This window comes from Solwaraspora sp. WMMA2059 (genome assembly GCF_027497315.1).
Taxonomy (GTDB): Bacteria; Actinomycetota; Actinomycetes; order Mycobacteriales; family Micromonosporaceae; genus Micromonospora_E.
This window is the reverse complement of record NZ_CP114908.1, coordinates 6,370,796-6,397,326: the sequence shown is the minus strand read 5'-3', so window position 1 is coordinate 6,397,326 and position 26,531 is coordinate 6,370,796. Positions and strand designations below refer to the sequence as shown.

General features: G+C 67.7%; 27 protein-coding genes, 1 tRNA gene, 1 other RNA gene and 1 pseudogene. 8 read left to right on the top strand and 22 right to left on the bottom strand.

Going from position 1 to position 26,531, the window contains the following annotated elements; all coding sequences use genetic code 11:
• Positions 1–3: 3 nt before the first annotated feature.
• From O7553_RS29280 to ffs, 7 genes are all read right to left on the bottom strand, one after another.
• Positions 4–963, bottom strand: coding sequence for an ABC transporter permease (locus O7553_RS29280; protein ID WP_281555793.1), 960 nt, complete (start codon positions 961–963; stop codon positions 4–6).
• Positions 964–1,048: 85 nt separating this feature from the next.
• Positions 1,049–2,053, bottom strand: a complete 1,005-nt coding sequence (locus O7553_RS29275; RefSeq protein ID WP_278172097.1) for an ABC transporter permease — start codon at positions 2,051–2,053, stop codon at positions 1,049–1,051.
• A 116-nt stretch (positions 2,054–2,169) separates the two neighbouring features.
• Entirely contained in the window at positions 2,170–3,831 is a 1,662-nt protein-coding gene (locus O7553_RS29270; protein ID WP_281552755.1) for an ABC transporter substrate-binding protein, read from the bottom strand.
• 238 nt (positions 3,832–4,069) lie between these two features.
• A complete protein-coding gene (gene recR, locus O7553_RS29265; protein WP_123603876.1) occupies positions 4,070–4,663 on the bottom strand; it encodes a recombination mediator RecR in 594 nt (197 codons plus the stop codon).
• Between the two features lie 10 nt (positions 4,664–4,673).
• The gene (locus tag O7553_RS29260; RefSeq protein ID WP_281555792.1) at positions 4,674–4,982 is read right to left on the bottom strand and encodes a YbaB/EbfC family nucleoid-associated protein; all 309 of its coding nucleotides are present in this window, start codon (positions 4,980–4,982) and stop codon (positions 4,674–4,676) included.
• A gap of 138 nt (positions 4,983–5,120) precedes the next feature.
• Entirely contained in the window at positions 5,121–7,505 is a 2,385-nt protein-coding gene (locus tag O7553_RS29255; protein WP_281555791.1) for a DNA polymerase III subunit gamma and tau, read from the bottom strand.
• Positions 7,506–7,615: 110 nt separating this feature from the next.
• An RNA gene (ffs, locus tag O7553_RS29250) (signal recognition particle sRNA small type) lies at positions 7,616–7,706 on the bottom strand.
• A gap of 87 nt (positions 7,707–7,793) precedes the next feature.
• On the opposite strand from ffs, the gene O7553_RS29245 reads away from it, so the two are divergent.
• Positions 7,794–7,878, top strand: a tRNA-Ser gene (locus O7553_RS29245).
• A 98-nt stretch (positions 7,879–7,976) separates the two neighbouring features.
• Here the strand turns inward: O7553_RS29245 and O7553_RS29240 are convergent.
• From O7553_RS29240 to O7553_RS29200, 9 genes are all read right to left on the bottom strand, one after another.
• Complete coding sequence (locus O7553_RS29240) at positions 7,977–9,236, bottom strand: site-specific integrase (protein ID WP_281552754.1); 1,260 nt, start codon at positions 9,234–9,236, stop codon at positions 7,977–7,979.
• A 14-nt stretch (positions 9,237–9,250) separates the two neighbouring features.
• Entirely contained in the window at positions 9,251–9,454 is a 204-nt protein-coding gene (locus tag O7553_RS29235) for a helix-turn-helix domain-containing protein (protein ID WP_281550885.1), read from the bottom strand.
• Positions 9,455–9,707: 253 nt separating this feature from the next.
• Positions 9,708–11,666, bottom strand: a complete 1,959-nt coding sequence (locus O7553_RS29230) for a DUF3987 domain-containing protein (RefSeq protein WP_281552753.1) — start codon at positions 11,664–11,666, stop codon at positions 9,708–9,710.
• A 38-nt stretch (positions 11,667–11,704) separates the two neighbouring features.
• Complete coding sequence (locus O7553_RS29225) at positions 11,705–12,019, bottom strand: hypothetical protein (protein ID WP_281552752.1); 315 nt, start codon at positions 12,017–12,019, stop codon at positions 11,705–11,707.
• Positions 12,016–12,270: a hypothetical protein gene (locus O7553_RS29220; RefSeq protein WP_348650022.1), complete on the bottom strand. Its 255-nt coding sequence runs from the start codon at positions 12,268–12,270 to the stop codon at positions 12,016–12,018. Before O7553_RS29220 ends, O7553_RS29225 begins: the two co-directional genes overlap by 4 nt.
• Before the next feature lie 142 nt (positions 12,271–12,412).
• Positions 12,413–14,617: a cell division protein FtsK gene (locus O7553_RS29215; protein WP_281552751.1), complete on the bottom strand. Its 2,205-nt coding sequence runs from the start codon at positions 14,615–14,617 to the stop codon at positions 12,413–12,415.
• A 105-nt stretch (positions 14,618–14,722) separates the two neighbouring features.
• The gene (locus tag O7553_RS29210; protein ID WP_281552750.1) at positions 14,723–14,965 is read right to left on the bottom strand and encodes a hypothetical protein; all 243 of its coding nucleotides are present in this window, start codon (positions 14,963–14,965) and stop codon (positions 14,723–14,725) included.
• A 92-nt stretch (positions 14,966–15,057) separates the two neighbouring features.
• Entirely contained in the window at positions 15,058–15,972 is a 915-nt protein-coding gene (locus tag O7553_RS29205) for an ABC transporter permease (protein WP_281552749.1), read from the bottom strand.
• Positions 15,972–16,235, bottom strand: coding sequence for a DUF6284 family protein (locus O7553_RS29200; protein ID WP_278171230.1), 264 nt, complete (start codon positions 16,233–16,235; stop codon positions 15,972–15,974). The genes O7553_RS29205 and O7553_RS29200 overlap by 1 nt, the downstream gene beginning before the upstream one ends.
• 282 nt (positions 16,236–16,517) lie before the next feature.
• Between O7553_RS29200 and O7553_RS29195 the strand changes: the two genes are divergently transcribed.
• Together O7553_RS29195 and O7553_RS29190 are read left to right on the top strand one after the other, a co-directional pair.
• The gene (locus O7553_RS29195) at positions 16,518–17,327 is read left to right on the top strand and encodes a GntR family transcriptional regulator (RefSeq protein WP_281552748.1); all 810 of its coding nucleotides are present in this window, start codon (positions 16,518–16,520) and stop codon (positions 17,325–17,327) included.
• Complete coding sequence (locus O7553_RS29190) at positions 17,324–17,869, top strand: kinase (protein WP_281552747.1); 546 nt, start codon at positions 17,324–17,326, stop codon at positions 17,867–17,869. Before O7553_RS29195 ends, O7553_RS29190 begins: the two co-directional genes overlap by 4 nt.
• On the opposite strand, the gene O7553_RS29185 is transcribed toward O7553_RS29190, so the two are convergent.
• Positions 17,866–18,066: a helix-turn-helix domain-containing protein gene (locus O7553_RS29185; RefSeq protein ID WP_278171234.1), complete on the bottom strand. Its 201-nt coding sequence runs from the start codon at positions 18,064–18,066 to the stop codon at positions 17,866–17,868. The two genes, O7553_RS29190 and O7553_RS29185, sit on opposite strands and share 4 nt — an antisense overlap.
• 677 nt (positions 18,067–18,743) lie before the next feature.
• Here O7553_RS29185 and O7553_RS29180 point away from each other — a divergent pair.
• Both O7553_RS29180 and O7553_RS29175 read left to right on the top strand, forming a co-directional pair.
• Positions 18,744–19,964 carry a helix-turn-helix domain-containing protein gene (locus O7553_RS29180; RefSeq protein ID WP_281552746.1) on the top strand — a complete coding sequence of 407 codons (1,221 nt, stop codon included), beginning with the start codon at positions 18,744–18,746 and terminating at the stop codon, positions 19,962–19,964.
• Between the two features lie 80 nt (positions 19,965–20,044).
• On the top strand, positions 20,045–20,317 hold the full coding sequence (locus tag O7553_RS29175) for a hypothetical protein (protein WP_281552745.1): 273 nt from the start codon (positions 20,045–20,047) through the stop codon (positions 20,315–20,317).
• A gap of 31 nt (positions 20,318–20,348) precedes the next feature.
• Here O7553_RS29175 and O7553_RS29170 read toward each other — a convergent pair whose 3' ends face one another.
• On the bottom strand, positions 20,349–20,837 hold the full coding sequence (locus O7553_RS29170) for a hypothetical protein (protein ID WP_281552744.1): 489 nt from the start codon (positions 20,835–20,837) through the stop codon (positions 20,349–20,351).
• 176 nt (positions 20,838–21,013) lie between these two features.
• On the opposite strand from O7553_RS29170, the pseudogene O7553_RS29165 reads away from it, so the two are divergent.
• A pseudogene (locus O7553_RS29165) lies at positions 21,014–21,154 on the top strand (IS5/IS1182 family transposase); the annotation flags it as partial.
• A gap of 824 nt (positions 21,155–21,978) precedes the next feature.
• On the opposite strand, the gene O7553_RS29160 reads toward O7553_RS29165, so the two are convergent.
• The 4 genes from O7553_RS29160 to O7553_RS29145 all read right to left on the bottom strand — a co-directional run bounded on the left by O7553_RS29160 (position 21,979) and on the right by O7553_RS29145 (position 24,609).
• Positions 21,979–22,218 (bottom strand): hypothetical protein, encoded by a 240-nt coding sequence (locus O7553_RS29160; RefSeq protein ID WP_148083580.1) that lies wholly within the window; start codon positions 22,216–22,218, stop codon positions 21,979–21,981.
• Between the two features lie 282 nt (positions 22,219–22,500).
• Positions 22,501–23,919, bottom strand: a complete 1,419-nt coding sequence (locus O7553_RS29155) for an IS1380 family transposase (RefSeq protein WP_281550523.1) — start codon at positions 23,917–23,919, stop codon at positions 22,501–22,503.
• A gap of 281 nt (positions 23,920–24,200) precedes the next feature.
• A complete protein-coding gene (locus O7553_RS29150; RefSeq protein ID WP_278172456.1) occupies positions 24,201–24,338 on the bottom strand; it encodes a hypothetical protein in 138 nt (45 codons plus the stop codon).
• A gap of 49 nt (positions 24,339–24,387) precedes the next feature.
• Positions 24,388–24,609 carry a hypothetical protein gene (locus O7553_RS29145; RefSeq protein ID WP_281552743.1) on the bottom strand — a complete coding sequence of 74 codons (222 nt, stop codon included), beginning with the start codon at positions 24,607–24,609 and terminating at the stop codon, positions 24,388–24,390.
• 175 nt (positions 24,610–24,784) lie between these two features.
• Between O7553_RS29145 and O7553_RS29140 the strand changes: the two genes are divergently transcribed.
• Both O7553_RS29140 and O7553_RS29135 read left to right on the top strand, forming a co-directional pair.
• On the top strand, positions 24,785–25,951 hold the full coding sequence (locus O7553_RS29140; protein WP_281552742.1) for a hypothetical protein: 1,167 nt from the start codon (positions 24,785–24,787) through the stop codon (positions 25,949–25,951).
• 4 nt (positions 25,952–25,955) lie between these two features.
• On the top strand, positions 25,956–26,513 hold the full coding sequence (locus O7553_RS29135) for a cysteine hydrolase (RefSeq protein ID WP_281552741.1): 558 nt from the start codon (positions 25,956–25,958) through the stop codon (positions 26,511–26,513).
• Positions 26,514–26,531: the final 18 nt, after the last annotated feature.

Genomic DNA, 26,531 nt, shown 5'->3' with positions numbered 1-26,531 from the left:
GGCTCACTTCCGCAGTTTCGGGTCGAGGGCTTCGCGCATCGCCTCGCCCAGCAGGGTGAAGCCCAACGCGGTGATGATGATGCCCAGCGCGGGCAGGATCGCCAGCCGGGGCGCGGCGTCCAGGTAGCGCTGCGCGTCGGCCAGCATCACCCCCCATTCCGGGATCGACGCGTCCGGGTTGCCCAACCCCAGGAACGACAGCGCGGCCACCTCGATGATCGCGGTGGCCAGGGTGAGGGTGGACTGCACGATCACCGGGGCGAGCGAGTTCGGCAGGATGTGCCCCAGCGCCACCTTGCTTCGCCGGACCCCCAGGGAGGTGGCGGCGAGCACGTAGTCGCTGTTCGACTGGGCGAGCATCGAGCCGCGCAGCAGTCGGGCGAAGATCGGCACCGAGACCATGCCGACCGCGATCATGACGGTGGTCAGGCTGGCCCCGAGCAGCGCCGCGATGCTGATCGCCAGCAGCAGGCTGGGCAGCGCCAGCAGCATGTCGACGATCCGCATCAGTACGGTGTCCACCCAGCGGCCCCACCGTCCGCCGAGGCCGGCGGCGGCACCGGCCAGGCCACCGATCAGCGTGCCGACGGTCAGCCCGATCATGGTGGCGACGACGCCGACCAGCAGGGTCTGCCGGGCGCCGACGATCATCCGGCTGAACTCGTCGCGGCCGAGGTGGTCCACGCCGAACCAGTTCTCCGCACGCGGCCCCGGGTAGAAGGCCTGCGCCTCGCGGATCTCGTCCTTCCACAGCTGCGCCGCCGGGTCGTACGGCACCAGGAACGGGCCGACCAGGGCGACCAGCAGGAAGACGCCGAGGATGACGGTGCCGACGATCGCCGCCGGGTTGCGGCGCAGCCGGCGGAACGCCTCCTGCCAGAGGCTGACACCGCGTTCGTCGTCGTGCGCCGCGGACAGCTCGGCGAGCCGGTCCAGCTTCGCCTTCTTCCGCCCCGGGCTCAGTACGTCACTCATCGGGCCGCCTCCGTCCGCGGCTGCGCGCCGCGCTCGCCGCAGTCCTGTCCACCCGTACCGACCAACCGCCCGCTCACCGGACCCGCACCCTCGGGTCGATGAAGGTGTAGGAGATGTCCACCAACAGGTTCACCAGTACGTAGACCAACGCGATGATCAGGATGAAGCCCTGCAGTACGGGGTAGTCCCGCTGACTGATGGCGTCGGCGACGAAGGCGCCGATGCCGCCGAAGGCGAACACGGTCTCGGTGAGCACCGCACCGGAGAGCAGCCCACCGGTGAGCAGGCCGATGCTGGTGGCCACCGGCAGCATCGCGTTGCGCAGCACGTGCCGGCGGCGGATCACCCGGCCGGTCAGGCCCTTGGCCTGGGCGGTACGGACGAAGTCCTCGCCGAGCACCTCCAGCACGCTGGCCCGGGTGATCCGGACGATGATCGCCAGCGGAATGCTGGCCAGCGCCAACCCTGGCAGCACCAGGTGCCACAGCGCGTTGAGCGAGGCGTCCCACTCCCGGGTCAGCAGTCCGTCCAGGACGAAGAAGTTTGTCACCCGGGTGGCGTCGATGCGGGGGTCCTGCCGGCCACTGGACGGGAACCAGCCGAGGTTCACCGCGAAGATCGCCTTCAGCACGTACGCGAGGAAGAAGACCGGGACGCAGATGCCGATCAGCGAGCCGACCACCGATCCGTGGTCGAGCAGGGTGCCGCGGCGGCGGGCGGCCAGGTAGCCGAGCGGAATGCCGACGCCGATCGCGATCAGCATGGCGGCGGCGGTCAGCTCCACGGTGCCCGGGAAGCGTTGCAGGAACTCGGTGGTGACCTCACGTTTGGTGGAGATCGAGGTGCCGAGGTCGAACTGCAGCAGCCGCTTCATGAACCGGCCGTACTGGATCAGGATCGGCTCGTCGAGCCCGAGGTTGCGGCGGATCGCCGCGCGCATCTCCGGGGTGCCGCGTTCGCCGAGGATCGCGGACTCCGGGCCGCCGGGCAGTCGGTGCAGCCAGATGAACAGCAGCAGGGAGAGACCGAACAGCGTGGGTACGAGTTGAAGCAGTCGTCGGACGATGAAGCGGAACACGGTGCCTCGGCAGGGGGTGTGGAGGGTCGCGTGGGCGGGCGCCGCCGCCATCCGGACTGGTGGCCCGGGTGGCGGCCGACGCCCGCCCTCGTTCCGTTCGCTAGATCACTCGTGGATCAGGACTTGAACTCGGCGGTGGCGAACCGCTCGTCGGTGAGCGGACTGGCCTGCACCCCGATCACGTCCTCGGCGAAGACGATCGCCGGCGGGGAGTGCGAAATCGGCACACCCGGCAGGAACTCCATGATGTCGGCGTTGATGCCCTTGTACAGCTCGTAGCGGGCCTCGATGTCCGCGGTACCGTCGGCCTCGGCGAACTTGGCGAACAGCTCCGGGTTGTCGTAGCCCCATTCGTCCTTCGGCCGGTCGAAGAACGTACCGATGAAGTTGTAGGCGTCGCCGTAGTCACCGGTCCAGCCGAGCAGGTGCAGGTCGTGCGCGTTGCCGGAGGTGGTGGCGTTGAGGTAGTCCGGCGACCACTTCAGCGGGATCGGTTCGACGGTGATCCCGGCCTCCCGCAGGTCGGCGGCGAGCAGCTCGAAGATGTCCTTCGGGTTCGGCATGTACGGCCGGGTGACCTCGGTCGGGTAGTGGAACCGCAGCGCCAGGTCCGAGTGGCCGGCCTCGGCCAGCAGCTCCTTGGCCTTCGCCACGTCGTAGTCGTAGGTGGTGACGTCGGAGTTCCAGCCCTCGACGGTCGGCGGGACGAACTGGGTGGCGACCTCGGCCCCCGGCGGCATCTTCGAGTCGACCAGCGCCTGACGGTTCAGCGCGTGGGCGATCGCCTGCCGGACCCGGATGTCGGCCAGTGCCGGGTTGCCCTGCTGGTTCATCGCCAGGTAGAGGACGTTGAACGCCGGGCGGGTGAGCACGTTGAAGCCGTCGTCCTTGAGCGGCTGCACGTCGGCCGGGCCGACCAGGTCGTAGCCCTGGATGCCGCCGTTGCGCAGCTCCTGCTTGCGGGCGTTCTCGTCGGAGATGGTCCGGAAGATCAGCGTCTTGACCTTCGCCTTCTCACCGGCGTAGTCCTCGTTGCGGACCAGGGTGAGGGTCTTGTTGGCGATGTCCCAGCTGTCGAACTTGAACGGCCCGGTGCCGGTGGGGTGCTCCAACGCGTACGCCGGGTAGGAGATGTCGTCGGCGCTGCCGGTCACGTCGCTGGCGTTGTGCTCCTCCAGCGCGGCCGGCGAGTGGATGGAGAACGACGGCAGCATCAGGGCCGCCGGGATCTTGCTGGAGACCCGGGTGAAGGCCAGGTCGACGGTGGTGTCGTCGACCACGGTGCACGACTCGAACAGGCTCTCCGGCAGGTCTTCGCTCTCGTTGTTGGCGAAGCCGCCCATCACGTCCTGCCAGTAGGCGGTGACGTCGGGGCTCTGCATCAGGCCGGTCGCGTTGTACCAGCGGTCGAAGTTGACACAGACCGCCTCGGCGTTGAAGTCGGTGCCGTCGTGGAACTTGACGCCGGACTTCAGCTTGAACGTCCAAACGGTACCGGACTCGTCCGGGGTCCAGCTCTCGGCCAGACCGGGTGTGATCGCCGTACCGCCCTCTTCGGGACGGACCAGGGTCTCGAACATCTGCCGGGCCACCCGCAGCGATTCGCCGTCGCTGGCGAAGCTGGGGTCGAGGACCTTCGGGTCGCCGGCTACGCCGAAGACCAGGGTGGCATCGCTGGAGTCGCCGGAGTCGTCACGCTCGCTCTCGGCGCAGCCGGCTAGGGCCAGCGCCGCGACCGCGACGGCCGCGATGGCGGCCTTCGGCCTGGGTGCACGCATGGGTGCTTCACCTCGTCCTTTGGGTACGGACAACGTAGTGACGGGGGTCACCGATGGCGAGACCTTAGCCGGCGTTCGGCGCGACCGGAAACCAGCCGGAACGCGGTTGGTACCGGATCGTGTCTTAACTGTCCCGTCAACGACGATCGAACCCTACAGCGCCGATGATAGGCCAGATATGTCCGAGATTGAGCTATACCAAGTTGTTACATGTTTCGTGTGTTTCGCCGGCCCGGTGTCAGACCGAACGCCGGCCTTCGAACGCCCGGCCCAGGGTGATCTCGTCGGCGTACTCCAGGTCGCCGCCGACCGGCAGACCACTGGCCAACCGGGACACCGCGATCCCCATCGGCTTCACCATCAGCGCCAGATAGGTCGCGGTCGCCTCACCCTCGGTGTTCGGGTCGGTGGCCAGGATCAGCTCCTTGACCGTCCCCGAACCCAACCGCAGCATCAGCTCCCGGATCCGCAGGTTGTCCGGGCCGACCCCCTCCAGCGGATTGATCGCCCCACCGAGCACGTGGTAGCGCCCCCGGAACTCACCGGTGCGCTCGATCGCCACGACGTCCTTCGGCTCCTCGACCACACACAGCACGTCGTCACTGCGCCGCTGGTCGCGGCAGATCCGGCAGTGCTCGGTCTCGGCCACGTTGAAACACACCGTGCAGAACTTGACCAGATCCTTGACCCGGCGCAGCGCGGTGGCCAGCCGGGTGACGTCCGCCGGGTCGGCGGAGAGAATGTGGAACGCGATCCGCTGGGCGCTCTTCGGCCCCACGCCGGGCAGCCGGCCCAGCTCGTCGATCAGGTCCTGGATAGCGCCTTCGTACATCTGCGGCGGCTCAGAACCCGGGTAGTCCGAGACCGCCGAGGCCGCCCGTGACCGGGCCCATCTTCTCCTCGGTCAGCTTGCGGACCTCGTCGTTGCCGTTGCGGACCGCGGCCAGCACCAGATCCTCCAGCGTCTCCACGTCCGCCGGGTCCACCGCACTGGGGTCGATCTTGATTGACCGGATCTCGCCGACGCCGGAAAGGGTCGCCGTGACCAGCCCTCCGCCGGCCACACCGGTGACCTCCGCCTCAGCCAGCTCAGCCTGGGCGGTCGCCATCTGCTGCTGCATCTTCTGCGCCTGCTTCAGCATCTGCTGCATGTTGGGCTGTCCACCGGGGCGCACGGCACCGCTCCTTCGATCAGTGTGGCCGGACCGTGGCCAGCCTAGTCCGTCCCGCCGGATCCGCAGCGCCCGGCACGGAAGCCGCACACCTGGTCGCCACGAATCGGCCTCAAGTCACCGCGAATCGATCTCGCCGATCTTCTCCGCACCGAGCGCCTGGCGCAGCAACTGCATCGCCTGTTCCTCGCTGCTCTGCCGGGCGGTCTGCTCGTCCACCACTTCGTCCAGCGGCTCGTCGCCCGGGTCGAAGCCCTCATAGACGGGGCCGCGCGGCGGACCGGACGCGGCACCGGGCCGGACCGGACCGTCGTAGTCCGGGTCGTACGGCGGCTCCTCGGCGGACGACCCGTCGGCCCAGGCACCGCCCCCCGCCGACGACGCTCCCCGACCGGCCGCAGCGCTCGCCGGCCGACCGACCGACCGCGACGCCGGGCCGTTCTGCCGCGCCGGGCCGTTCTGTTGCGTCGGTGCCGACCGTTGTTCCGACCCAGGGCCGGTGGACGCGCCCCCACCGCCCGGCCGGGCACCGTCAGCGGCCTGCCGGGTGCCACCCGGCGGTGGGCCACTACCGGACGGGCCGTCGTTCACCGGCGGGGCGTCGCCGCCGCCCGGTCGGGCCGGTTCGGGCCAGTCGGAGTCGTCACCGCCGCCGGCCGGCTGGCGACCACCCGGGCGACTCGCACCCGGCCGGCCGGCAGCCCCGCCGCCCGAAGCCGCCGCGCGGGCGGCGCTGGCCGCCGCCGACCGGGTGGCGGCCGGCGGGCCAGCGGTGGCCGGACCGTTGGCAGGTGGACCGGCGGCGGGTGACGCCGGGCCCGACCGGGCGGCGCTGGCCCGGGCCGGACCGGACGCCGCACCGGCGGTCTCGCAGCGGATCTGCCACCGGACCCCGAGCGTCTCGTAGACGGCTTCGAGCAGCAGGTCCGGCGAGGCGGACAGCATGGTGGCGTGCACGCTGTGCCGGAAGGTCAGCACCAGCACGTCGCCGTCGACGTCGCGTACCGTCGCCTCGCGGACCACCGCGGCGGCTCGCTTGCTCCGGTTGCCGACCATGGCGAGGATCTGGTCCCAGGACCGCCGGACGGTTGCCGCGTCGAGGGCGCCCGGCGCGGCCGGGGCCGGCTGCGGCTCGGCGACGGCCGGGTCGGGCATCACCGCTTCCGGCGGTACGGCCGGCGCGGCGGCCGGTGGCCGCTCAACCGCCGGCGGCGCAGCCGGCACGGCAGCGGCGGGCGTCGCGGCCGGCGGTCCGGCCGGTGCCACGGCGGTGCCGGCGGTCGGCGCGGCGGCGGGAGCGACGGTCACCGGTGCAGCAGCAGCGGCAGCCACCGGTACGCCGGCTGCCAGCCGACGCTCCATCCGCTCCATCCGCTGCAGCAGCGCCCCCGTCGACTCCTCGGCCCCGGGCAGCAGCATCCGAGCGCAGACCAGCTCCAGCAGCAGCCGTGGCGCGGTGGTGCCGCGCATCTCCACCAGGCCGTTGTGCACCGTGTCGGCGCACCGCGACAGCGTCGCCGGGCCGAGCCGCTCGGCCTGGGCGGTCATCCGGTCGATCTGGTCGGGTGGCCCGTCGATCAGCCCTTTGCTGACCGCGTCCGGCACCTGCTGCAGCACGATCAGGTCCCGCAACCGCTCCAACAGGTCGGAGGCGAACCGGCGGGGGTCGTGCCCGGCCTCGGCGACCCGGTCGACGGTTGCGTAGGCGGCGGCACCGTCACCGGCGGCGAGGGCGTCACACATCTCGTCCAGCAGGGCGCTGTCGGTGACGCCGAGCAGGGCCACCGCCCGTGGGTAGCTGACCCCCTCCGGGCCGGCACCGGCGATCAACTGGTCGAGCACCGACAGGCTGTCCCGGGCGCTGCCGCCGCCGGCCCGCACCACCAGCGGGAAGACCGCCGGGTCGACCTTGACACCCTCGGCGGAGCAGAGCTGCTCCAGGTACGGCCGCAGCACCCCCGGCGGGATCAGCCGGAACGGGTAGTGGTGGGTCCGCGACTTGATCGTGCCGAGGACCTTCTCCGGCTCGGTGGTGGCGAAGATGAACTTGACATAGTCCGGCGGCTCCTCGACCAGCTTGAGCAGCGCGTTGAAGCCGGCCGACGAGACCATGTGCGCCTCGTCGATGACGTAGATCTTGAACCGGCTGCTGGCCGGCGCGAAGAAGGCGCGTTCGCGCAGCTCACGGGCGTCGTCGACGCCGCCGTGGCTGGCCGCGTCGATCTCGATGACGTCGATCGAGCCGCTGCCGTCGGCAGCCAGGGCGCGGCAGGAGTCGCACTTGCCGCACGGCTCCGGCGTCGGTCCCTGCTCGCAGTTGAGCGAGCGGGCCAGGATTCGGGCGCTGGAGGTCTTGCCGCAACCGCGCGGCCCGGAGAAGAGGTACGCGTGGTTGAGTCGCCCGGTCCGCAACGCCTGCGACAACGGCTCGGTGACGTGCTCCTGGCCGATGACCTCGGCGAACGTCCTCGGCCGGTACTTGCGGTAGAGCGCCAGTGCCACCCTCACCGCCTCCTTCCGACCAGGCAGGGTTCCACGCCGGGAGCCATTCTGCGCGGGCGGGCCGGCGACCGCCACCCCGGGGCAGGTCCCCCGGCCGGCCCCGGAGACGAAAGGGCCCCCCGTGCACCCGCCAGAGCTCGCTTATCCTTGCTGCCTTCCGGCCCTGGGGAGGTTCACGAGATGCACGCCGCACGAGGGGTTGGCCCCACTGTACCCCGGGCGGTGGGCGGCCGTCGGCGACCCCGGCCCGTGCTGACCGCCACGTCCGCAGCCTGTATCGTGTCGTGCGGAGGATTCGCCTAGAGGCCTAGGGCGCACGCTTGGAAAGCGTGTTGGGTTCACACCCTCACGAGTTCGAATCTCGTATCCTCCGCTCGCTGAGCAGCCACAACGCCGCTGGCCGGTCCCACTGAGGGACCGGCCAGCGGCGTTCGCGCAGCTCTTCGTCTCAGTTTTCGTCTCAGTTGCTCATCAGGCCGCTACGGTGGCCCCTGCTGTCCCGTCGTCATCGTCCTCCCCTGAGGGTTCCGGCTTGCCCCAGAGCAGCCCGCCGAGTTGCTCTGCGATGTCCCGGCGTACCCGGTCGGTCATGTGCTGGTATCGGACCGCCATCGCCGAGTTGGACCAGCCCATGATCCCCATCACGGCGCGGCCGGAGACACCGAGGACCAGGAGTGCGGTAGCGGCAGTGTGGCGGGCGTCGTGTAGTCGCCCGTCCCGTACCCCCGCAAGCTTTAGTAGTCGCTTCCACTCGTCGTAGTCGGTGGCCTGGTTGATCACTCCCCCGGTCGGGTTGGCGAACACCCATCCCTCATCGCGCCACAGCTGCGCCGCCGTTTCCCGCTCGGCCTTCTGCGCCTTCCGATGCTTCCGCAGGAGTTGGACTAGGGCGTCAGGCAGGCCGATCGAACGCCGACCAGCGCGCGACTTGGTGTCGGCAGCGACCGGGCGCGTGTTCACCCGTTGCGGGCAATCTCCGGCTGTGCGTTTGCCGCAATCACCGGGGCAGCCGTGCGCCCATTTCGGCCGTAGCAAGGCGCGACGAACGGTCAACGTGCCGGACTTGAGGTCAACGTCCGACCACTTCAAACCGAGCGCTTCCCCTTGCCGCAAGCCCAGGGCGAGAGCCACAGCCCATCGCGCGCTGTTCCTGCGGTCATCAGCAGCACGCAGGATGGCCTGAACTTCTGCGATTGAGTACGGCTCGATCTCGGTATCCGGCAGACGGGGCGGTTTGGCCAAGGCTGCCGGGTTCCGCGCGAGGTGGCCACGGCGTACCGCCTCACCTAGCGCCGTCCGGATCGTTCGGTGTGCCTGGTGAGCCGTTCCGGGCGCGCTGCCGGACCGGATCATCTTCGCGTACAGCTTCTCCAGGTGCTCCGGCTCCAGGCGGTCAAGCCGGTGCGCGCCGATGCCGGGAATCAAGTGGCGACGGACCGCCACCCGGTAGCCGTCAAGGGTGTTCGTCCGCACCACTGGTGCGGCGATGTTCTCCACCCAGTGCGTCAGCCACTTCTCTACCGTCCAGCGCTGGCCGGGCTTGCGGACAATGCCGCTGTCGCGTTCCCGTTCCAGCGCGCGAACTTTGCGGGTGACCTCGGCTTCGGTCTTCGCGGAGACGTGGCGGCGGTCGGGGCGACCGTTGTCCTTGACTCCGACGGTGACCCGGCCGTGCCAGTAGTCGTCATTGCCTTTGTAGATGCTGGATGCGCCGTTGGGCTTACGTCCCATGCTGGTGTCCCCTCTCAGGCGGCCTGGTCGGTCGGCTGGTCGCCGAGTAGGGCGGTCACGTAGTCGTCGAGGCAGCGGACGGGGACGCGGCGAAGTCGGCCGATGGTGACGGACCGGATCTCGCCGTTCATCACGAGGGCGTACATGGTGGTTCGGCCGACGCCGAGTCGTTGGGCGGCTTCTTCGATGGTGAGGACCATGCGATCTGCGCTGTTCACGCTTCTCCCCGGTGATGCTTGATGGCGGTTCGTGTCGAGGGTTCGGCCCGGTGCGGGCCGGCGGCGGTGGTGTCTCGGCTGTGCCGGTGCGGCTGGGCTGCTGGCCGGTCCGGCGGACGTGGTGGCCCTCGGTTGCTGTCGCCCGTCGGCCGGGGCGTCGAGCGGCCCGGTTGGTCGTGGACACAACTGACAGAACTGACAGAACCTCGGTCGGCAGGGGGTTGTGTCAGTTCTGTCAGTTCTGTCCGGGGCATCAGGCGGTCCGCCGGACGGCGTCCGGCAGGGCGTGGACGGTGGCGGCGGGTTGCCCGTGCACGTCGGGGTGGACCAGGAAGGACGGCGACGGCGGTCGGCCACCACCGGCCCGCGTCCGGGGCGCGTCGACCTGGCGGATGTAGCCGTGCATTTCGAGCAGGGACAGGGCGGGGTCGAGGTCGGCGACGGTGGGCAGCTGGCTACTGCGGACCGCGCGGAACAGCTCCCGCTTCGTGAAGGCGGTCGTGGTGGTGCGTTCGATCCAGGTGAGGACGTGGCGGGCGTGGCGGCTGGTCCGGTCGGCTCCCATGTCGTCGAACGCGGCCAGGGCGTGCGCGGCGTAGTAGTCGCCGAGCAGGGCGGCCCGGTCGATGGTGTCGGCGTGAACGGGTTTTCCCCATCCGTCGCGCAGGTGTTCGGCGAGGTGGATCAGTCCGGCGATCCGAACGACCGCGCCGGTGTACTTGCTGCCCCAGTCGATGACGTGTGACCACGCGCCACCGGGAGCCAGCCGGGGTTCCACCGCCCGTTCGATGTCCATGACGCGGTCGTTGGCGTCGGGGGTGAGCGGCAACACGGCCGGGTCGGTCCACTCAGCGAGGGACATCACGAGCGTGGCGAGGTTGGCCGCGTAGGTGGCGACGACCGGTTCGGGTACCGGGTCGGCTCCGATGCGGCGTCGTCCGACGGTGTTCTCCGGCAGGGAGAACAGGATGCGCGCCAGCAACCCCTTGCCGCGGAAGCCGGGCATGTCCGCGATGTCGCGGAGGACGTCGGGTTGCACGGCCAGACCGAGTGTCAGCGCGGGGTGTTCGACGTGTTCCGGGGCACGGGACCGGCGGTTGACGCGCAGCATGTCCCCGGCGTGGCCTTTGAGGAAGACTTCCAGGTTGGGGGTTCCGGAGTAGCGGCCGGCGATGGTGGCGAAGATGCCGCCTTCCGGGGACAGCACGGCGAGGCGTCCGCCCTGTTCGGCGAGCAGGGATGCGGCTTCCTCGCTGGTGACGTCGTCGGCGACCAGCTGTGGCAGGGCGGGGATGGTGATGGTGTCGGCGTTCATCGCGGCGGCGGTCGCCTCAGCGAGCAGGGTGTCACGACCGGACGCGTCCGCGTTCGCTGCGGCGATCGCCGTTCGTTCGGCGGTCTTCCCCGCCACTCGTGCCGCGAGTTCGGCTTCCACGATGGCCGGTCGGGTCCGCTCCACCAACGCTTTCTCAGCGGCCAACAGGGGGCCGGTGATCGCCGAGAAGACCGCCGACTTGCGGGAACCGGGCGGTAGGACGACGACGGTGAACAGGTTGACCGGTTCCCGCCACGACCCGCGTACCTCCACCTCGGCGCGGCCACCGGCAGCCGTCGACAGGGCGGCGAGGGCGATGCAGCCGGGCAGGTCGACCGGGGTTTGTGTGAACTCGGCGACCCCGTAGACCATGTCGGCGACCCAGGCGGGCAGCATCTCGGCGGGGAACGCGGGCAGGTGGCGGCGGTCGCCGAGCGGGATCAGCGGTGCCCACCCGCCTGTGTCGGCCTGGTCGAGCAGGGCGCGACCGGTCGCCACCACGTCGGCGACGTCGGCACCGGATGCGGCGAGGCTGGTCAGCCGCTCTCCGAGGTCGACGACCCGGCGGCGGGCGGCGTGGTCGGCCACGATCCGCGCGTAGTGTCCCGCGTTCGCGGCGGCGGGAACGCCCTGCATGAGCGTGTGCAGGTAGGGGGCACCACCGACCTTGCCCAACTCGCCAGACTCGGCGAGATACGCCGTGAGGGTGATGGGGTCGGTGGCCTGGCCGGTGGCGTGCACGGCGGTCAACGCCTGCCAGATGATCCCGTGCGCGGGCCGGTGGAAGTCGTCCGGGCTGAGCAGGGCGATCAGGTCGGCCAGGGCGTGCGGGGCGACCAGGGCCGCGCCGATCACGGCTCGTTCCGCGTTGTGGTCGTGGGTGGACTGTCGACTCATACGGCGTTCCTCCTTCTTCTGGTGTCGTCGGTTGGTGGTCAGGCGGGGCGGTGACCGCGTGGCCGGGGGTGGGGTCGGCCGGCGGCGGCGGTCCGGGTGATCAGGTCGTCCAGGTCGGCGAGCAGGACCGCCAGCTGTCGGCGGGCGGCGGGGTCGGCGTCGGCCAGGGCGACCCGTACGCGTATCTCGGCCTGGTCGTGTCCGTCGCCGGTGCGGATGCGGGTGAGGACCGCGCGGGCGTGGCCGGGCAGGTCGACGACCATGGACGGGGAGCGGTGTCCGTCGTGTCCGCAGCGGTGGTCACGGGCGCACCAGTCGGTGTGTTCCCCGTGCGGGTGCCGGCGGCGGTTCATCGGTGGGTGCCGTTGCGGTGTTCGCGGCGGATCTCGTTCCACACGTGCCGGCCGATGCGGATACGGCGTCCTGTGCCGTCGCAGCGGTAGCAGAGGCGGAACGCCTTGCCGTACGGGGCGCGGCGTTTCCCGGTGCCGTGGCAGCGTCGGCAGGGGCCGAACGGCCAGATAGCGCAGGTGACCAGGTAACCGAACGTGACAATGGTGGCGAGGGGGCTGAGCAGGCTAGCGAGGGCGGTCAGGGACTCCACGGGGTGCCTCCACGGGCGGTTTTCGGGCGTGCGGGGGTAGGGGCGCTAGGCGGCTAGCGTCCTGGCAGGGGTTTGTTTCGAGGGCTAGCGGTGCCGCTAGGTCTAGCGGGTGTCGCCGATAGACCTAGCGGCCCGCGAGCGGCTATCCCGCCTTGCGGCGTTGGTCACGCTTGGTTACGGCGGTGGTGATGTCGTCGCGGAGGATGCCCTTACGGTTGGCGCGTTCCCCGGTGACCGGGTCGGTGCCCCACACCTGCCGGCCGACCGTGACCCCGTACGGCTTGAGCGCCGGGGCGAGGTTCCCGGTCTCCCACCCGCCGTAGACCTCGGGGCGGAGTTCGGCGAGTCGGGCGACGACCGTCTCTGACCACACCTTCGCCTCACCGCTCGGGACGACGGTGAGGATGTCGTCCAACAGGGTGTCCCCCGCGTGCTTCACCGCCTCGGGCGTCTCGCCGACAGCGTGGCCGGTCAGGGTTCCGGCCCGCTCCCGCAGCTCACGGGCACGGGTGACGACCTTCTCGACGTCGGCCATCTCGGCGAGGTTGGTCCGCACGGTCACGGCCTCGTCGACCGATCCGGAGTCGTCCGCGCCGAGCAGGATGCCGACGCCCTTGTGTCCGCGTTGGAACCGCGACGAGTCGTACCCGGCGGTGTACGACCCGGCACCCAACACGGCCTCGGAGGACTGCCACGTCATGGTTTTCAGGGCGAAGCGGGTGCCGATGTTGTCGCGCAGGTCGGTCGGCACGGCTTTGCCGTCTGGCTTCTGCGTGGCGAGCAGGATCATGATGCCGACCGACGGGCCGACCTTGCACAGCTCGGTCAGCAGCGACACGATCTCGTCGCCGTGCACGGGGTGGGCGGAGTAGCGCTGAAACTCGTCCACCGCGACCAGGATCGGCCACAGCTTCAGTGAGCGTTTCTCGGCAATCTGCCGGGTGACCTTCGATTCCGGGCACAGGTCGGCGGGCAGGGTGGCGATGGTGTCGTAGCGGCGGTTCATGTCGGCGACCAAGCCGCGTAGGTCGTCGACCAGGGCCGCTACGACGTCGTCGCGGACGCCGTAGCCGGTGCGGTGGGCGATCCGTTCGAACGGTCGCCAGTCCTGACCGCCCTTGCCGTCATAGATGTGCAGCTCAACGATCGGATCCAACGCGGCGGCCAGGACAGGCAGGCGTGCGGCGAACGTCTTGCCCATGCGCGGGATGGCTCCCACCAGTAGGGAGGTGAACATGAGCAGCAGCGGGACCGGGCGTCCCCGCTGGTCCTGCCCGAACGGGAACGGCGCGAAGATGTCCACACCACCCTTCGCGATGAGCGGCCATGCGCCGGACCCCTTGGCGTAGGGGTCTTCATCGGCGACCCACAACGCCAGGCGGCGGGCGGACCCTGCGGTGCCGCGTACCCGTTCCGGCCACACCTGGACCTCGTCGAGGTCGAGGCCGGCGGCGAGCTGGTCCCGCTTCTTGATCGCCTTGTCGGCGTTCGTCCAGTACGGCAGGTCGATCACGGCCCGCCAGCCGGGTCCGTCGCGCATGATCGGGGCGGGGAAGGTGATCAGGTCGTCCGGCTTGCACAACCCGGCCGCGAGGAACGCGCGGGTGACCACGTCGGCGGACAGCTTCCGCACACGCGGACTGACAGCGGCCACGTCCAGCAGCGGCTTGTCCTTCGGCGTACCGGCCACACCGAACAGGGCCACGACACCGGCGAGGACCGCCCACCGCTGCCACGACCCGGCCAGGGCCATCAACGTGAGCACGGTCGGGATGCCGAGCAGCAGGATCGCGGTCAGGACCAGGCCGCGCCACCGGACCCGCACGTCACGCTGCCGGGACAGCTTCAAGTACAGTTCGGCGTTTTCCTGCCGGACCACGGCCAGGCGCACGGGGATGCCCTCGGCGTCGGTCACCCACCGGACCGTGTGACCGAGCAGCCGGGCCACGCCGAACGGGGCACGCCACGCCAACCGCGCACAGTATTTCGGCGACCGGGACAGGTGATACATGCTGACGTGCGTGTAGTGGCCTGCCGTCCAGCGGACGGCGTTGGCCAGTTCGGTCCGGGAGCGCAGCCAGGCGGGGATGATCGGCCGACGCTCCGCACCCACGACACCAGCCAGGCGGGACCGGCCGCTGTCGGTGGCGGGTGGGTTGACCGGGACCGGGGCGTCGTCGTCGCGGTCGTCGCTCTCGTCGTCGATGTCAACGGCGAACGACCCGGCGGTGTTGGTCTTGCGGCGGCGGGCGGTCAGGTCGACCACATCGGCGTTGCTGCCGTTGTCGTCGGTGGTGAGGTCGGCTTCCGCTGCCTGCCAGTCGTAACCGTCGTCAGGGGTGGGCATGGGGGTTGCCTCCAACAGAAGAACCAGGGGGAACGTGCGAGGTTGAGGGGCCGATGGCGTGCCGGCGGGTATGCCGTCCGGCCGCGCCACCGGCACACAGGGCGGTCAGACCGGACCGGGGTCGACGCCGGTCGCGTCGGCGGGGCAGGTCGGTAGATGGGTGACCAGCGCGGCCAGGGCGGGAGCCATACCGTCGACCTGCCGGTAGAGGGTGCAGCCCTGGCAGCGGACGAACAGCCGGCCGCGCCCGTCACGCTCCACCCACGCCTTCGCCCCGGCCGGAGTGTGCTGGATACGCGACACGATTTCCGTGGACGGCAACTCGTCCGGCGAAGCGGTGGATGCCACGATGAGAGTCCTTCCCGAAGCGCATGCTGAGGGTTGAAGGGCCGGCGGCGCGGCGAAGGTTCCTAGGCCATGGGCCGCGCCGCCGGGCAAAGTCACGGCTCCCGCTGCTGGCGGTCGGTGTGCAGCAGGTGAGCCAGAGCGGCGCCCATACCGAGCACAGCCACCGGCAGACAGGCGACCACCGTCGTGATCCACCACGGGGCGGCAGTGATCCCGGCGGACTCCATCAGGTGATACGCCACCTGACCGGCCGCACCCAGAACCAGCGACCCGATCGCCGACCAGGCCGCGAACCTGCGCGCCCGTGGCGGAACCCCGTCGGGGGCGAGCCACGCCCGCAGCGCGTAGGCGGCATAGGCTTCGACGCCGATCGGCAACGTGATCGCCGTGTTCACCGCGAGGGAGTCCCAGATGCCCGGTAGCGGGTGCACCACACCGAACCCGGTCAGCTCACCCAGGCCCACCCAGCCGGACCAGATCGCCACGAACGCGGGAGCGGCCAGCAACAGCAGCACCCACGACCGCACCGGCGACCGACCCACCCGACGGTCAACGGGAGTGATCTTCGAATCCGGGTGTCCGTCCACCGCCACCGGCGACAACGGCCGTTCGGTGTCCTCGGCGACCGGCGACGGCAGGTCCGCACCGGACCCGCCCGACGACTCCTCAGACGGGGCGACCGGCACCGGGTCCACCGACACCGGCGACGGCTCCGGCGACGGGTCGACCGGGGCCGGTACGTCGACCTCGGCAGGATGGTCGGTGGTGGTGTCGCGGACCAGGTGCAACCCCCGGTGCCCACCGGTGGACTCGGCCTGACCCCCGTCCTGATCCTGCTGTTCGCGGTTCAGGGCTTCCCGCAGGGCGGTCGCCTTCGGCGAACCCACCCGCAGTTCCCGCATCAGCAGGTTCCGCGACGGAACCTCACCGAGACGGACGGCGATCGCACGGGCAGCGGGCAACAGCTCCTGGACCGGGCGGGGGTACATGCTCGCTGGCGTCGTCATCAGGCCACCGCCTTGCGTACCCGCAGCGCGGTCACGGCCTGGACGTCGCCCAGGGCGGCGGCTTCCCGCATCACCCGCTGCTCAGCACGCCGCACCCGACGGCGGTCAAGCAGCGACGGCCCGCCATCGGCGTACAGGGCGGTGATCTCCGCGTCCAGCAACGCCAACTCGGCCTCAATCAACGGCCACTCACGTTCGATCGCCACCAGATCGGCGGCGGTGGGACCGACCTCGGTCGGGTCCGGGACAGGGGGTGCCTGCATGTCGCGTTCCTCCACAAGACACAGCGGTGACCTCTACAGACCTGTTCGGCCTGGCCGGTCGGCGTGACCAGCGACATGAAGCTAACAACTGATATGTAGCCAGGTCAACTGTTAGGGCTGAATGAAGATCAAACTTGGCCCCTGACCTGCGACGATGGGCATACCATCTGTTAGGCAACTGGTAGGATTCCCTGGACAGACGCGGACAGACGCCCGATGCGAGAGGACCCCATGACATCCCCTCAGCCCAGACTCAGCCGACCAGACTCCCTGCACCAACAGGTGGCCCGGAACCTGCGCAACGAGATCGAAGCGGGCGTCCTGCGCGACGGCGACACCCTGCCGTCCACCCGCGAACTCGCCGAACGCTGGGACGTCAGCGTCTTCACGATCTCCGAAGCGATGAAGATCCTCGCCGACGAAGGACTCATCGTCAGCAAGTCCCGATCCAAGCGGATCGTCAACGCCCCCAACCAGACACGCGGCGGTGACATCCGCCTCCGCACCCCACGGGTCGTGATGATCGGCGGCTACGCCGGCAGCGGGAAAACCGAACTCGGCCGCATCCTCGCCAGGGAAACCGGCTGGCCCATGCTCGACAAGGACACCATCACCCGCCCCGTCGTCGAAGCCGCGTTGGAACTCCTCGGCCTGTCACCCCACGACCGCGAGTCCGACGACTACTTCACCAAGGTCCGGCCACGCGAGTACGAATCCCTCATCGCGGTCGCCCATGAGAACGTCGCCTGCGGCAACAGCGCCATCGTCACCGCCCCGTTCATCCGCGAGTTCACCGACACCGCATGGGTCGACCGCATCCAGGCCAGCCACACCGCCATGAACGCCCAGACCCTGTTCGTGTGGGTGTACTGCGACGCCGACACCATGCACACCTACATCCGCCACCGGGGCGCGGCCCGCGACGCCGCCAAACTCGCCAACTGGCCCGCCTACCTCGACACCGTCAACTTCGACATGCGACCGGCCGCACCCCACACCGTCATCGACAACTGCGCGTCCAGCGTCCCCCTGCAGAAGCAGGCCAAAGACCTGCTGTCCGCGATCCTCACCGCGCCGGCGGCAACCGCATGAACCGGGGCGTCATCCTCTACGGCCCACCAGCGGCCGGCAAGGACACGATCACCGAACGGCTTGCCGCCATCGACCCCGCCTACCAGCTGTTCGCCCGACTCAAAACCGGCCGGGGACGGACCAGCGGCTACCGCATGACCACCCCCGACCACCTTGACGCCCTGGACCAGGCCGGCGGCATCATCTGGCGCAACCAGCGGTACGGGGCCACCTACGTCATCGACCGCCACGGCCTGGACCAGGCGCTCACCACCGGCATCCCCGTCCTGCACATGGGCCAACCCGACGGCATCCACGCCGTCACCGACGCCACCCCATCGACCCGGTGGCTGGTCGTCTACCTGTGGTGCCCCCGCGACATCGCCGCACACCGCATCGCCGAACGCGCCACCGGCGACACCGCCGACCGGCTCACCGCGTGGGACCAGACACCACCCGTCGACGCGGACCTGACCATCGACACCGCCACCACCGACCCGCAGGAGGCAGCCCACACCATCCACCACGCCACCGGCGCACTCACGGACACCAGAACGGGCTAATCCTCGTCCGGCTCATCCAGATGCGGCCGGAACTTCTTGATCCACGCTTCCACGTCCGCGATACGCCACACAGAACCCATAGCCAGACGGTCATACGGCTCCGGGAAATCCGGACGTCGGATGAGCTGCTGTACCCGCTGACGGGACACCCGGAGCCGCTCTTGCAGCTCCTGCGGCCCGTACAGGTGGCGACCCATGCCCGCACACTATTCAAACGCCAACTAGTCAAACCGCCACTTGGCAAACTGCTACTGGCATATTGACAAGGGGCTAGTCACACCGACACCCTTGAACTCGTGACAACACCACCGAACCAATCACCCGTCCACCACCGCCAACCCCCCAAAACCCACACACCACTACGCCCCCTCTGGCTCTGCCGCACCTGCGCCCACCCCTGGCCCTGCGGACAAGCCCGAATCGACCTCATCAACCAATTCCGCGACAACCCCGCAGCACTCCCCACCTTCATGGGCGTCATGCTCCACCTCGCCATCCGAGACATCACCAAACTCGACCCCAACGCCATCACCGACCCCGAAGACCTCAACCAACGCTTCGTACGCTGGACCCACCCGTGAAGCCAGCGGTGTCCGAACGCCTCCAAGGCGGACCGCTCGACTAGATCGGAATTCGGTGATTCACCCGGCCACGCCACGGCTCCTAGCAAGGACGATTATCGGCTGCTCAACCTCCACGGAGGCATCATGTTCGGAAAATGGTTCCAACGCCCACACCTGGCAATCGACGTGGTGCACCCCGCGCAGGAAAGGAATCACCCGGCCAGCGACAGCCCACCGGCCAACCCGAAACCGGCCAACCGGAACGAGCGGGCCGAACACCGAAGCGGCCACGCGGATCGCTTTTCCCTGCCATGACGACGACCAAGCAAGGCCAATCGCCGACGCAGGTACCGATTGGCCGCCGAGTCGCCCAATGGCGGATGCGCCGCCGAATGACACAGCAAGTCTTCGCCGACCGCATCGGCAAATCTAAAAGCTGGGTCGACAAAGTCGAACGCGGCATACGAAAACTCGACAAGTTCTCCGTGATCCAACACATCGCCGAAGTGCTCCATATCGACCCGGCGGCACTACTTGACGGGCAGGAAATATCCCCAGTCGGGGGCAGTGCAATCGGAAATCTGGAAAAGCTACAAGCGGCGCTTACCTGTCACGCCACATTCAATGCCCAGACAAAAGCTCCCCACCTGCCGAAGTTAGAAGAGATCCAGCGGCAGATAGAATACGCCTGGCTGACCTATGGACACGGCGACTACCCGCAGCTCCTGCGCATACTTCCAAACCTACTGAGCGCCAGCCAGCAGTTACATGCGCTGAGACCGCAAATGGGAACTGAGCCCTTGGTCCAGGCATACAAACTCGCCTCGTCGGTACTGGTGAAACTCGAAGAAGCACACCTAGCCTGGATCGCCGCAGACCGAGCAGTCATCGCAGCCGGAAACGACCGCACCCTCGCCGCAACCGCAGCACTGAGCCTCACCCAAGCTCTACGCGCCCTGGACGAGAACAGACTGGCGCTCGCGACAGCTCTGGCCGCCGCACACCACATCGCCCAGCTACCCGACGACACCGAATCAGCCGAACAGACCTCCCTACTCGGTGCCCTGCTGCTACAAGCAGCACTTGCCGCCGCCAGCAACAACGACCCGCCCACCGTAAAGGAACTACTACTGCAGGCCGCCAACCTCAGCCGACAGGAGAAAGACCAGGATATGAAGCAGCAGCATGGATTCAGCCAGATCGCTGTCGAACTAGCTCAGATCGTGACACGAGCAAGGCTCGGCGAGACCCGGCAGGCCCTCGCCCAACACGAGATGGTAATAGAAAGTGGACGGTGGCTGCACCTGCCCGCTGAACACCGGTCCGCATACCTTCTCAACATCACCCGGATGTACATGGAGGTTGGCAACCCGCAAGCAGCCGGCCGCACCGTCACAGAGGCACACCGAATTGCGCCAGCCGAGGTGCAGTGCGCATCAGATGCCCGCGCACTGGTCGCGGAAATTTTCCGCTGTGGATCAGAGTCACCGGACGTAAGCCGTCTAGCTATAGCGTTCGGGCTGACCCGCTAGGACATTAAACTGGTTGACAAAGACTAGAACGGGGGTTCTTCCTCCAGGCCTTTAACTGCACTGAGGATTCCTTTGACAACTTGGTCTATCCCGAGCGTTTTGTTTCGGACTATGGAGTAAAGTTCCGAGAGTTGAGCCGCCGCATCCTCACCCATACTGTCTTGACTGAGGTTCTCAATCTCATCAGAGCCTTGCGTGACCTGAATTGCGAACGGTTCGAATCCGTCGCTATCTCTGGTGAACAAGAAAAAGCCTATCTCATCGAGGGCGGCCTCGAACTCATGCTTACCAACCCGCTTCCACTTCAGCTGGCCATGCTTGGTCACATTAGTCAACGACCGCAAGAGCTCTAGAAAATCTCTGTCGCTAAAGTAATTCATCATACTATCGACCGCTTTCCAGGCTGAACCGCGATGCAAGACTGCCAATGAAGGCCGCGAGATCCGCTGTTGTACTTCGGAAATCTTTAGTAATCAATCTAACCGTACGTGTCGGCTCATTAATTATACGAGCCTTTGTTAGCGACGCGTCTCGCGAGGCTCGCTCAAGTTTACCCATCAGATCCTTGTCGATACCATCGCGTCCATCAATTAGTCCCGCAACCTGACTAGCGATTTGCGCATACGAGGCCAAAACTTTCATTGCCATTTTCCGATCCTCGTCTTGCACGGCAAAATCGAGTTCGGTCTCCAGAACGCGAAATTGAGGGAGTAGAACTAATAGATGATTTAACGCCATTCGAGTCTCGGTACGCTCAACCGCCCGCTGCGTGGCCTCGGCCGCATTCGCTGTACGTCGAAGCTGCCAGATCGTCAGGCCAAACCCAACCAGTGAGACAAGGAGGCTGACGCCGTCATAGATGTTCTTCCACACTGGCCGCTCCTGCTGCGTCTTTACGACCTGTCTAGTCTCATAGTGTACGGCAGCGTCGACCAACTGCGGGACGATGGGCAGGAGCAACGCCAGACAGCCATGGGACTGTGGTGAACCGTTCGAACAGCTCAGATCTGCTGTTTACGCAGCTCAACGTCGGCTAGGTGTCGGCCAGGGTGGACATTATGCGTAAGTCTGTCGGGCAGCGGGGGTTAGTGGTGCATCCGCGTAGGTGGGTGGTCAAGCGAAGTTTGGCATGGTTGACGGCGCATCGCCGGTTGACGCAGGACTATGAGGATGATCCGGCGGCATCGGAGGCGATGGCTAGGTGGGCCGCGATCAGCAAGATCGTTCACCGCTACTCAGCACGATCCTGGAGGGGTCTTCGGGGCGGTGGTGTTGGTAGTGGGCAGTGCCGGGCCCGAGGGTGAACGACCGGGGGTGGATTTCATAAGCGGGGCACAAACAGCCCTGTTCAGGCACAGTGGGCTGATGAGTATCCGGTCCGGCTGGTCTCAGTCTTAGTCTCATTCACCGGCGTCCGGCGATGTCCGAGCAGGACCGGTCAGGGTCGTAACAGCAGGTCACGTACCTGGTCACCCGTAGCCGGACACTGGTAGGCAGACTTGGAAAGCGTGTTGGGTTCACACCCTCACGAGTTCGAATCTCGTATCCTCCGCTCACTGAGCAGCCACAACGCCGTTGGCCGGTCCCTGGGGGGACCGGCCAACGGCGTTCGTACACCTCTTTCGTCTGGGCGCTGCCTGCTGCTGCACGACGAACTCAGCCACCGACGTTCAAGATCAGCCCGTGAACGGTCCGTGTCGCAGGAGACCCTGCCTTCGGGTCTGTGCGGGAGTATGGGAGATGGTCAAGAGCCGCGAGGAGGTGAGCCGTGATGTCGAGCAACGCCGAGCAGATGCCCGAGTGGCCGACCGCTGAGCACGTGCCTGCTGAGGAGCTGGCGCGCCGTCAGGGCGTGCGCCCGGTCGCCTCGGTTGACGACCTTGCCCGGCCGGACCTGTTCGAGTCGAATGATGAGTTGATGACTTCCTCGCCGACCTGTACGCCTCCCGTCGGGCTGGGGCCGCGTGAGTCTGGTTGTCCTGGATACCGCATCCGACTCGGCTGCCGGGTCAGGTCACGACCCCGCCGGTACGCGGTAGCCGAGCAGCTGACCGTAGGTCATCAGCGGACGCAGCGTCGGAGTGAGCATCGTCGGCTCCGACGACCAGCGATGCCCACGGTTGCCCTCCAACCTCCGGTGCCGGGCCGCCGCACGCTCCCGGGCCAGCCCGGCCAGCCGCTTCGACGCCGCCGACCGCCCGTCCCGCCACTCCCGCCACCGCACCACCAGCTCACGAAACATCTCGACAATCACTGCTCTCTCCCACTTCAAGGTTGTTCTCCGCGCCGGGGCAGTCGAAAAAGTCCCTGGCGTTGCACGAATATCTCCCGCCGCTCGGCGGCATCGCCGGATCTGTCGATCACGTAACCCGTGACCCTGATTCTTCGTGGGTCTGACGCCGTTCGATGACCAGCGAGTCTGCATCGTTGGCGGTGGATGTATCGGCTCCGTTGGGTGTGGTTGTGGGCCGGCTGTCGCGCCGGTGGCGTGGTCTCCTGGGGTTCCTCCTGGTCGTCGGGGCGGTGGTGTGGGTGGTCAGGTGGCGGGCATGGGCATCCGGCGGATGATCTCGATGGCGGTGGCCAGGTCGGTGGCCCAGGGCCAGGTGTGGGGTAGGCGTAGCCACCGGTAGCGGCGGGCGCGGACCAGGCGTGCGGGGGTCTGGAAGATCCGGTAACGCAGTGTCTTGGGCTCGGCCTTGGCCAGGGCGCCGGTCAGCGCGTAGAGGCGCATCCACGCGGTGAGGTCCACGGCAATGGTGACGGCGGCGCACCAGGCCTTGTTGACCTGCCATTGTTTGGACGGCAGATGCCCGAGGCCGGTGTCCTTGGTGGTGCGTACGTCGTCTTCGACGCGGGCGTGTACGCGGTGACGGGCGTCGGCGCGTTGCACGGACAGGCCGTCCGGGCCGTGGGCGCCGGTGTTGGTGACGAACGCCGAGTACCGGTAGCCGCAGGTGTCGAACAGGGTGGCCTGTTCGTGGTCGAACAGCTTGCGCCGGCGCACGATGACCCGCATCGTCTTCGGCCACTTCAGGCCGGTCAGCCGCTCGCGGAGCAGGTCGGTGATCTCGGTGACCTGAAGGCCGTCGATGACCTCGCCGGTGGTGTTGGACAGGCACGGGACCCACCAGTCGTCGGGTCGGCGGTTGCATGCCGCCCGGACGTGTTCGTCGACGTCGAACCCGATCGAGTACGCCACTCGACGCCCACCGGTCTGGTCGAGGCTGTGCAGCCAGTCGATGAGCGTGTGTGAGGCGCCGGCACCGTCGGAGGTGATCAGCAGGTCGTCGCGTCGGTCGGCGGGTATCTGCGCGATGGCCTGGCGCAGGACCTCGATCAGATCGGCGGCGGTGTTCGCCCCGGCGTTGCCGGGGCGGGGCATCAGGGCGGCCAGTTCACCGGTGTTGTCGATCCACACGCCGAGGCTGTGGAACCCGAACGTCTTCTTGAACGTCGCCTCGGCGTGTTCCTTGCGGGAATGGGCCACGGTGATGGTGCCGTCCACCCGCAGCACGATCGTCCCGCCCATGCTCAGGCCACCGGCGTAGGTCGCCTCCGGCACGCCGGCCGGTAGCAGGCTCCACAGATGCGCGCGCGACTTCGCCCGCGCGGCGTCGATGCGGTGCAGACCGCTGTCGCTGATCTCACCCAGCGCGCGCAGGGCGGTGGTGTCCGAGGCCACCGGCCCGAACAACGCGGCCTGGGCCCGTAGCGCCTCGATGTCGTACACGTCTGTCCCGCCAGCGGCGATCGAACACGCGATGTCAGTCAGGACCCGGCCCCGGTCATGGACCGGATCGAATCCCGGCCTGGCTAGCACGGTGGAGATGCCCGCCGTCAGGCCGGTGCGGTCGGCGAGCATGCGTAGGCCCGCCACCCCGACCATCGCCACCACCCCGTCACCGTCGGCGGTGACACGCAGGTCCTTCGACCATCCGGTAAGCTCACGCACGTCGGAAGTGCCTCCTCGCTAGAGATCCTGGTAGATGTCGCAATCACCATTTTCCCTTGCCTGGCAGGCACTTCCGCGTTTCCGGGCCTCACGAAACCGTTACAAGATCACGACCCCGTGAATATCCAGGGGTGACCCAGACCCAGCCCTCGTACGTCGGCCTGGGGTCGACCGAGATGACCCGGAACCTCAGTCTGCGCTCACCAGCGAACTGCACACTGGCCTCACCGCCGACCACCAGCACGTCACCCGGCCTCGGCTCGGGCGTGCGGAGCAGCCGACTACCCGCCACGCCGATCCGCCAACGGATACGTCGTACGCCCGCAGTCCGGACACCACCGCGACTTGACCTTGAACGACCACAGCCCGGCGCAGAAGCCCAGCAGCGCCGCACTGAACAGCGCCCCGACATCCCACATCGATGGATTCCTCTCACAAGGGAAGACGTTTCCGATCGGCCACGCGTCGTCAGCCGTCGAACGCCACCGGCTCGCCGCCGTTGGCCTGCCACCGGGCAAGGACCTCGGCGAGAATCCGTCGGGCGCCGGCCTCACCGTGCTCGGCCTTCAGGTCCTCGAAACTCCACCGCAGCGTGAGAGCCACCTCGGCCGCTTCATCGGTCCCGCACTCACGGATAGCCTGGGCGTCGTCAGCGTTCGGACCCGACTCGGTCCAGCGATCTTCGTCCATCGACGTCGTGCCTCCAAGGCCGACTCGGCACCATCTGTACCGCGTAGGCTCGTACTGATGACTGACGCTGACCTCGGCTCCCGTCTGCGGCGGTATCTTGCTTGCCTATCGATGAGACTGCCCTGCCGGCGACGATCCGGGCAGGTACTACACACGGACACGAAGGACACGGCCCATGTCCACTGAAGTCCCTCGGCAGTTCAAGCCCAATCTTGTGCTGGTCAACCGCCGGAGGGCAGTCGGCTGGGAGTCCCGCAAACGCGCAGCGCGCGAGTTGCACCGCGTAGGCCAACAGCACGGCATCCGTGAGACGCCGACGGTCGAGGCCATCGAGAAAGCGATGTACCGCCACGAGACCGGGCGCGTATCAGTCACCGACCCGATCTACCGCCAGCTCTACTGCCTGGCGTACGACGCAAAGCCCCATGACCTGTTCGGCGAGCTAACCGGCAGCGCCGAGGATCGGCCGCACTTCAAGGCGCGATCCCACAAGTTCCTTACAGCATTCATCGGCGCTGAAGGCGCTGCCCGGCTATGCGAGGCCACCGGCTGCACGCCGGCCGAGGAGCAGTTGCACACCTGCTCTTCGACTCCGGTCGAGCACCCGGAGGGCGACTGCACGCTGTACGTCTGGCCGTGCGGATCGGCAATCTTTCACCTTGTGGAGCACGTCGAGTTGTCCACGATCGCGGCACTCGCCGCCTGGCGGGAGGTATCGTACGGCGACAACATCAAATGGGCTACCGACTACCTCGCACCTATCGCACCGGCCGAGGACGAGTCAGCGATTTACATCCTTGGCGTTCATTGGGTTACTGAGCCAGCGTGGCCACCGGAGCTATTAGATGCCGCACTACGCATCATGTCGACCCCACGAGCATTGCTGCACCGCGATCGCGCCATGGACGACGAACACCTAGCTCACGCCGAACTAGTCGAGCAGTCATTGCTTTCCGAGGCGTACGATCACGTAGGCATCGAATCGTTCGGCGTACCTGGGATTTCGGTGGGCTACGCCTCATGGTCCGGAGTCGTATACCATCCGATCTCAGCCGAGCGTTCCCTGACGGAATCCGAGATGGTCGCCTGCGAGCTTGCGATTCAATCGATGTGGGCATACAGCGACGCGATCGCCCGACAGGTAGAGCAGGGACGAGATCCGCAGGTACCGCCAGAACATGGATGGCGCTATCTCCGGGGAGCACGCTCCCGGCTTACCGTTTCCCGCCTGCGGGAGACCGGACAACATCAGGCAATGCGCCGAGCAATTCTGCGAACGTGCGATCTAATGCCAGCCCTGGACCAAGCCATCGAAACCCTCCGCGATACGGATCAAGGCTGAGCCGATGGCATCAGGTCGCCCTGTACTAGTAGTCACGGACATGCAGAACGGCTTCGTACGCGAACAGTCAGCGCACGTCGTTCCTGTTGTTGTCGACCTGGTACGCCGCTGGCAGGCAGCCGGCAACGACACGCTCTTCACCCGGTACCTGAACTACCCCGGCAGCCCTTTCGAGCGATTCTTTGGTTGGCGGAAACTGCAGGATGCACCCGAAACCGACATAGTGCCCGAGTTGGCGCCGTACGTCGAGCGCGGGATCGTACTCGACAAACTCATTTATAGCCCGTTCACCACGGAGGGCGAGAAATTATTCCAGCAGCACGGGTGGACAGAGCCATACTTTTGTGGAATTGCTACTGAAAGCTGCGTCCTAAAGGGCGCCGTGGACGCCTTCGAGCGAGGCTACACGCCGTGGTTGATCGCCGATGCGTGCGCTAGCCATGCAGGCTTTGAGGCACACACTGCGGGACTCCTCGTAGTTCGCCGCTTCATCGGCCCCGGACAGGTAATCACGCGAGCGCGCATCCCCTCATCGCTGGTTGTCGCGACAGAGCGCAGCTAGCCTGAATGTGCCCAGACC

Coding starts and splice junctions, on each gene's coding strand:
- O7553_RS29140 (WP_281552742.1), top strand. CDS start 24,785: ATGTCCACTGAAGTCCCTCGGCAGTTCAAGCCCAATCTTGTGCTGGTC.
- O7553_RS29180 (WP_281552746.1), top strand. CDS start 18,744: ATGACGACGACCAAGCAAGGCCAATCGCCGACGCAGGTACCGATTGGC.
- O7553_RS29200 (WP_278171230.1), bottom strand. CDS start 16,235: ATGCAGGCACCCCCTGTCCCGGACCCGACCGAGGTCGGTCCCACCGCC.
- O7553_RS29185 (WP_278171234.1), bottom strand. CDS start 18,066: ATGGGTCGCCACCTGTACGGGCCGCAGGAGCTGCAAGAGCGGCTCCGG.
- O7553_RS29190 (WP_281552747.1), top strand. CDS start 17,324: ATGAACCGGGGCGTCATCCTCTACGGCCCACCAGCGGCCGGCAAGGAC.
- O7553_RS29135 (WP_281552741.1), top strand. CDS start 25,956: ATGGCATCAGGTCGCCCTGTACTAGTAGTCACGGACATGCAGAACGGC.
- O7553_RS29270 (WP_281552755.1), bottom strand. CDS start 3,831: ATGCGTGCACCCAGGCCGAAGGCCGCCATCGCGGCCGTCGCGGTCGCG.
- O7553_RS29205 (WP_281552749.1), bottom strand. CDS start 15,972: ATGACGACGCCAGCGAGCATGTACCCCCGCCCGGTCCAGGAGCTGTTG.
- O7553_RS29215 (WP_281552751.1), bottom strand. CDS start 14,617: ATGCCCACCCCTGACGACGGTTACGACTGGCAGGCAGCGGAAGCCGAC.
- O7553_RS29260 (WP_281555792.1), bottom strand. CDS start 4,982: ATGCAGCAGATGCTGAAGCAGGCGCAGAAGATGCAGCAGCAGATGGCG.
- O7553_RS29225 (WP_281552752.1), bottom strand. CDS start 12,019: ATGAACCGCCGCCGGCACCCGCACGGGGAACACACCGACTGGTGCGCC.
- O7553_RS29150 (WP_278172456.1), bottom strand. CDS start 24,338: ATGTGGGATGTCGGGGCGCTGTTCAGTGCGGCGCTGCTGGGCTTCTGC.
- O7553_RS29230 (WP_281552753.1), bottom strand. CDS start 11,666: ATGAGTCGACAGTCCACCCACGACCACAACGCGGAACGAGCCGTGATC.
- recR (WP_123603876.1), bottom strand. CDS start 4,663: ATGTACGAAGGCGCTATCCAGGACCTGATCGACGAGCTGGGCCGGCTG.
- O7553_RS29145 (WP_281552743.1), bottom strand. CDS start 24,609: ATGGACGAAGATCGCTGGACCGAGTCGGGTCCGAACGCTGACGACGCC.
- O7553_RS29240 (WP_281552754.1), bottom strand. CDS start 9,236: ATGGGACGTAAGCCCAACGGCGCATCCAGCATCTACAAAGGCAATGAC.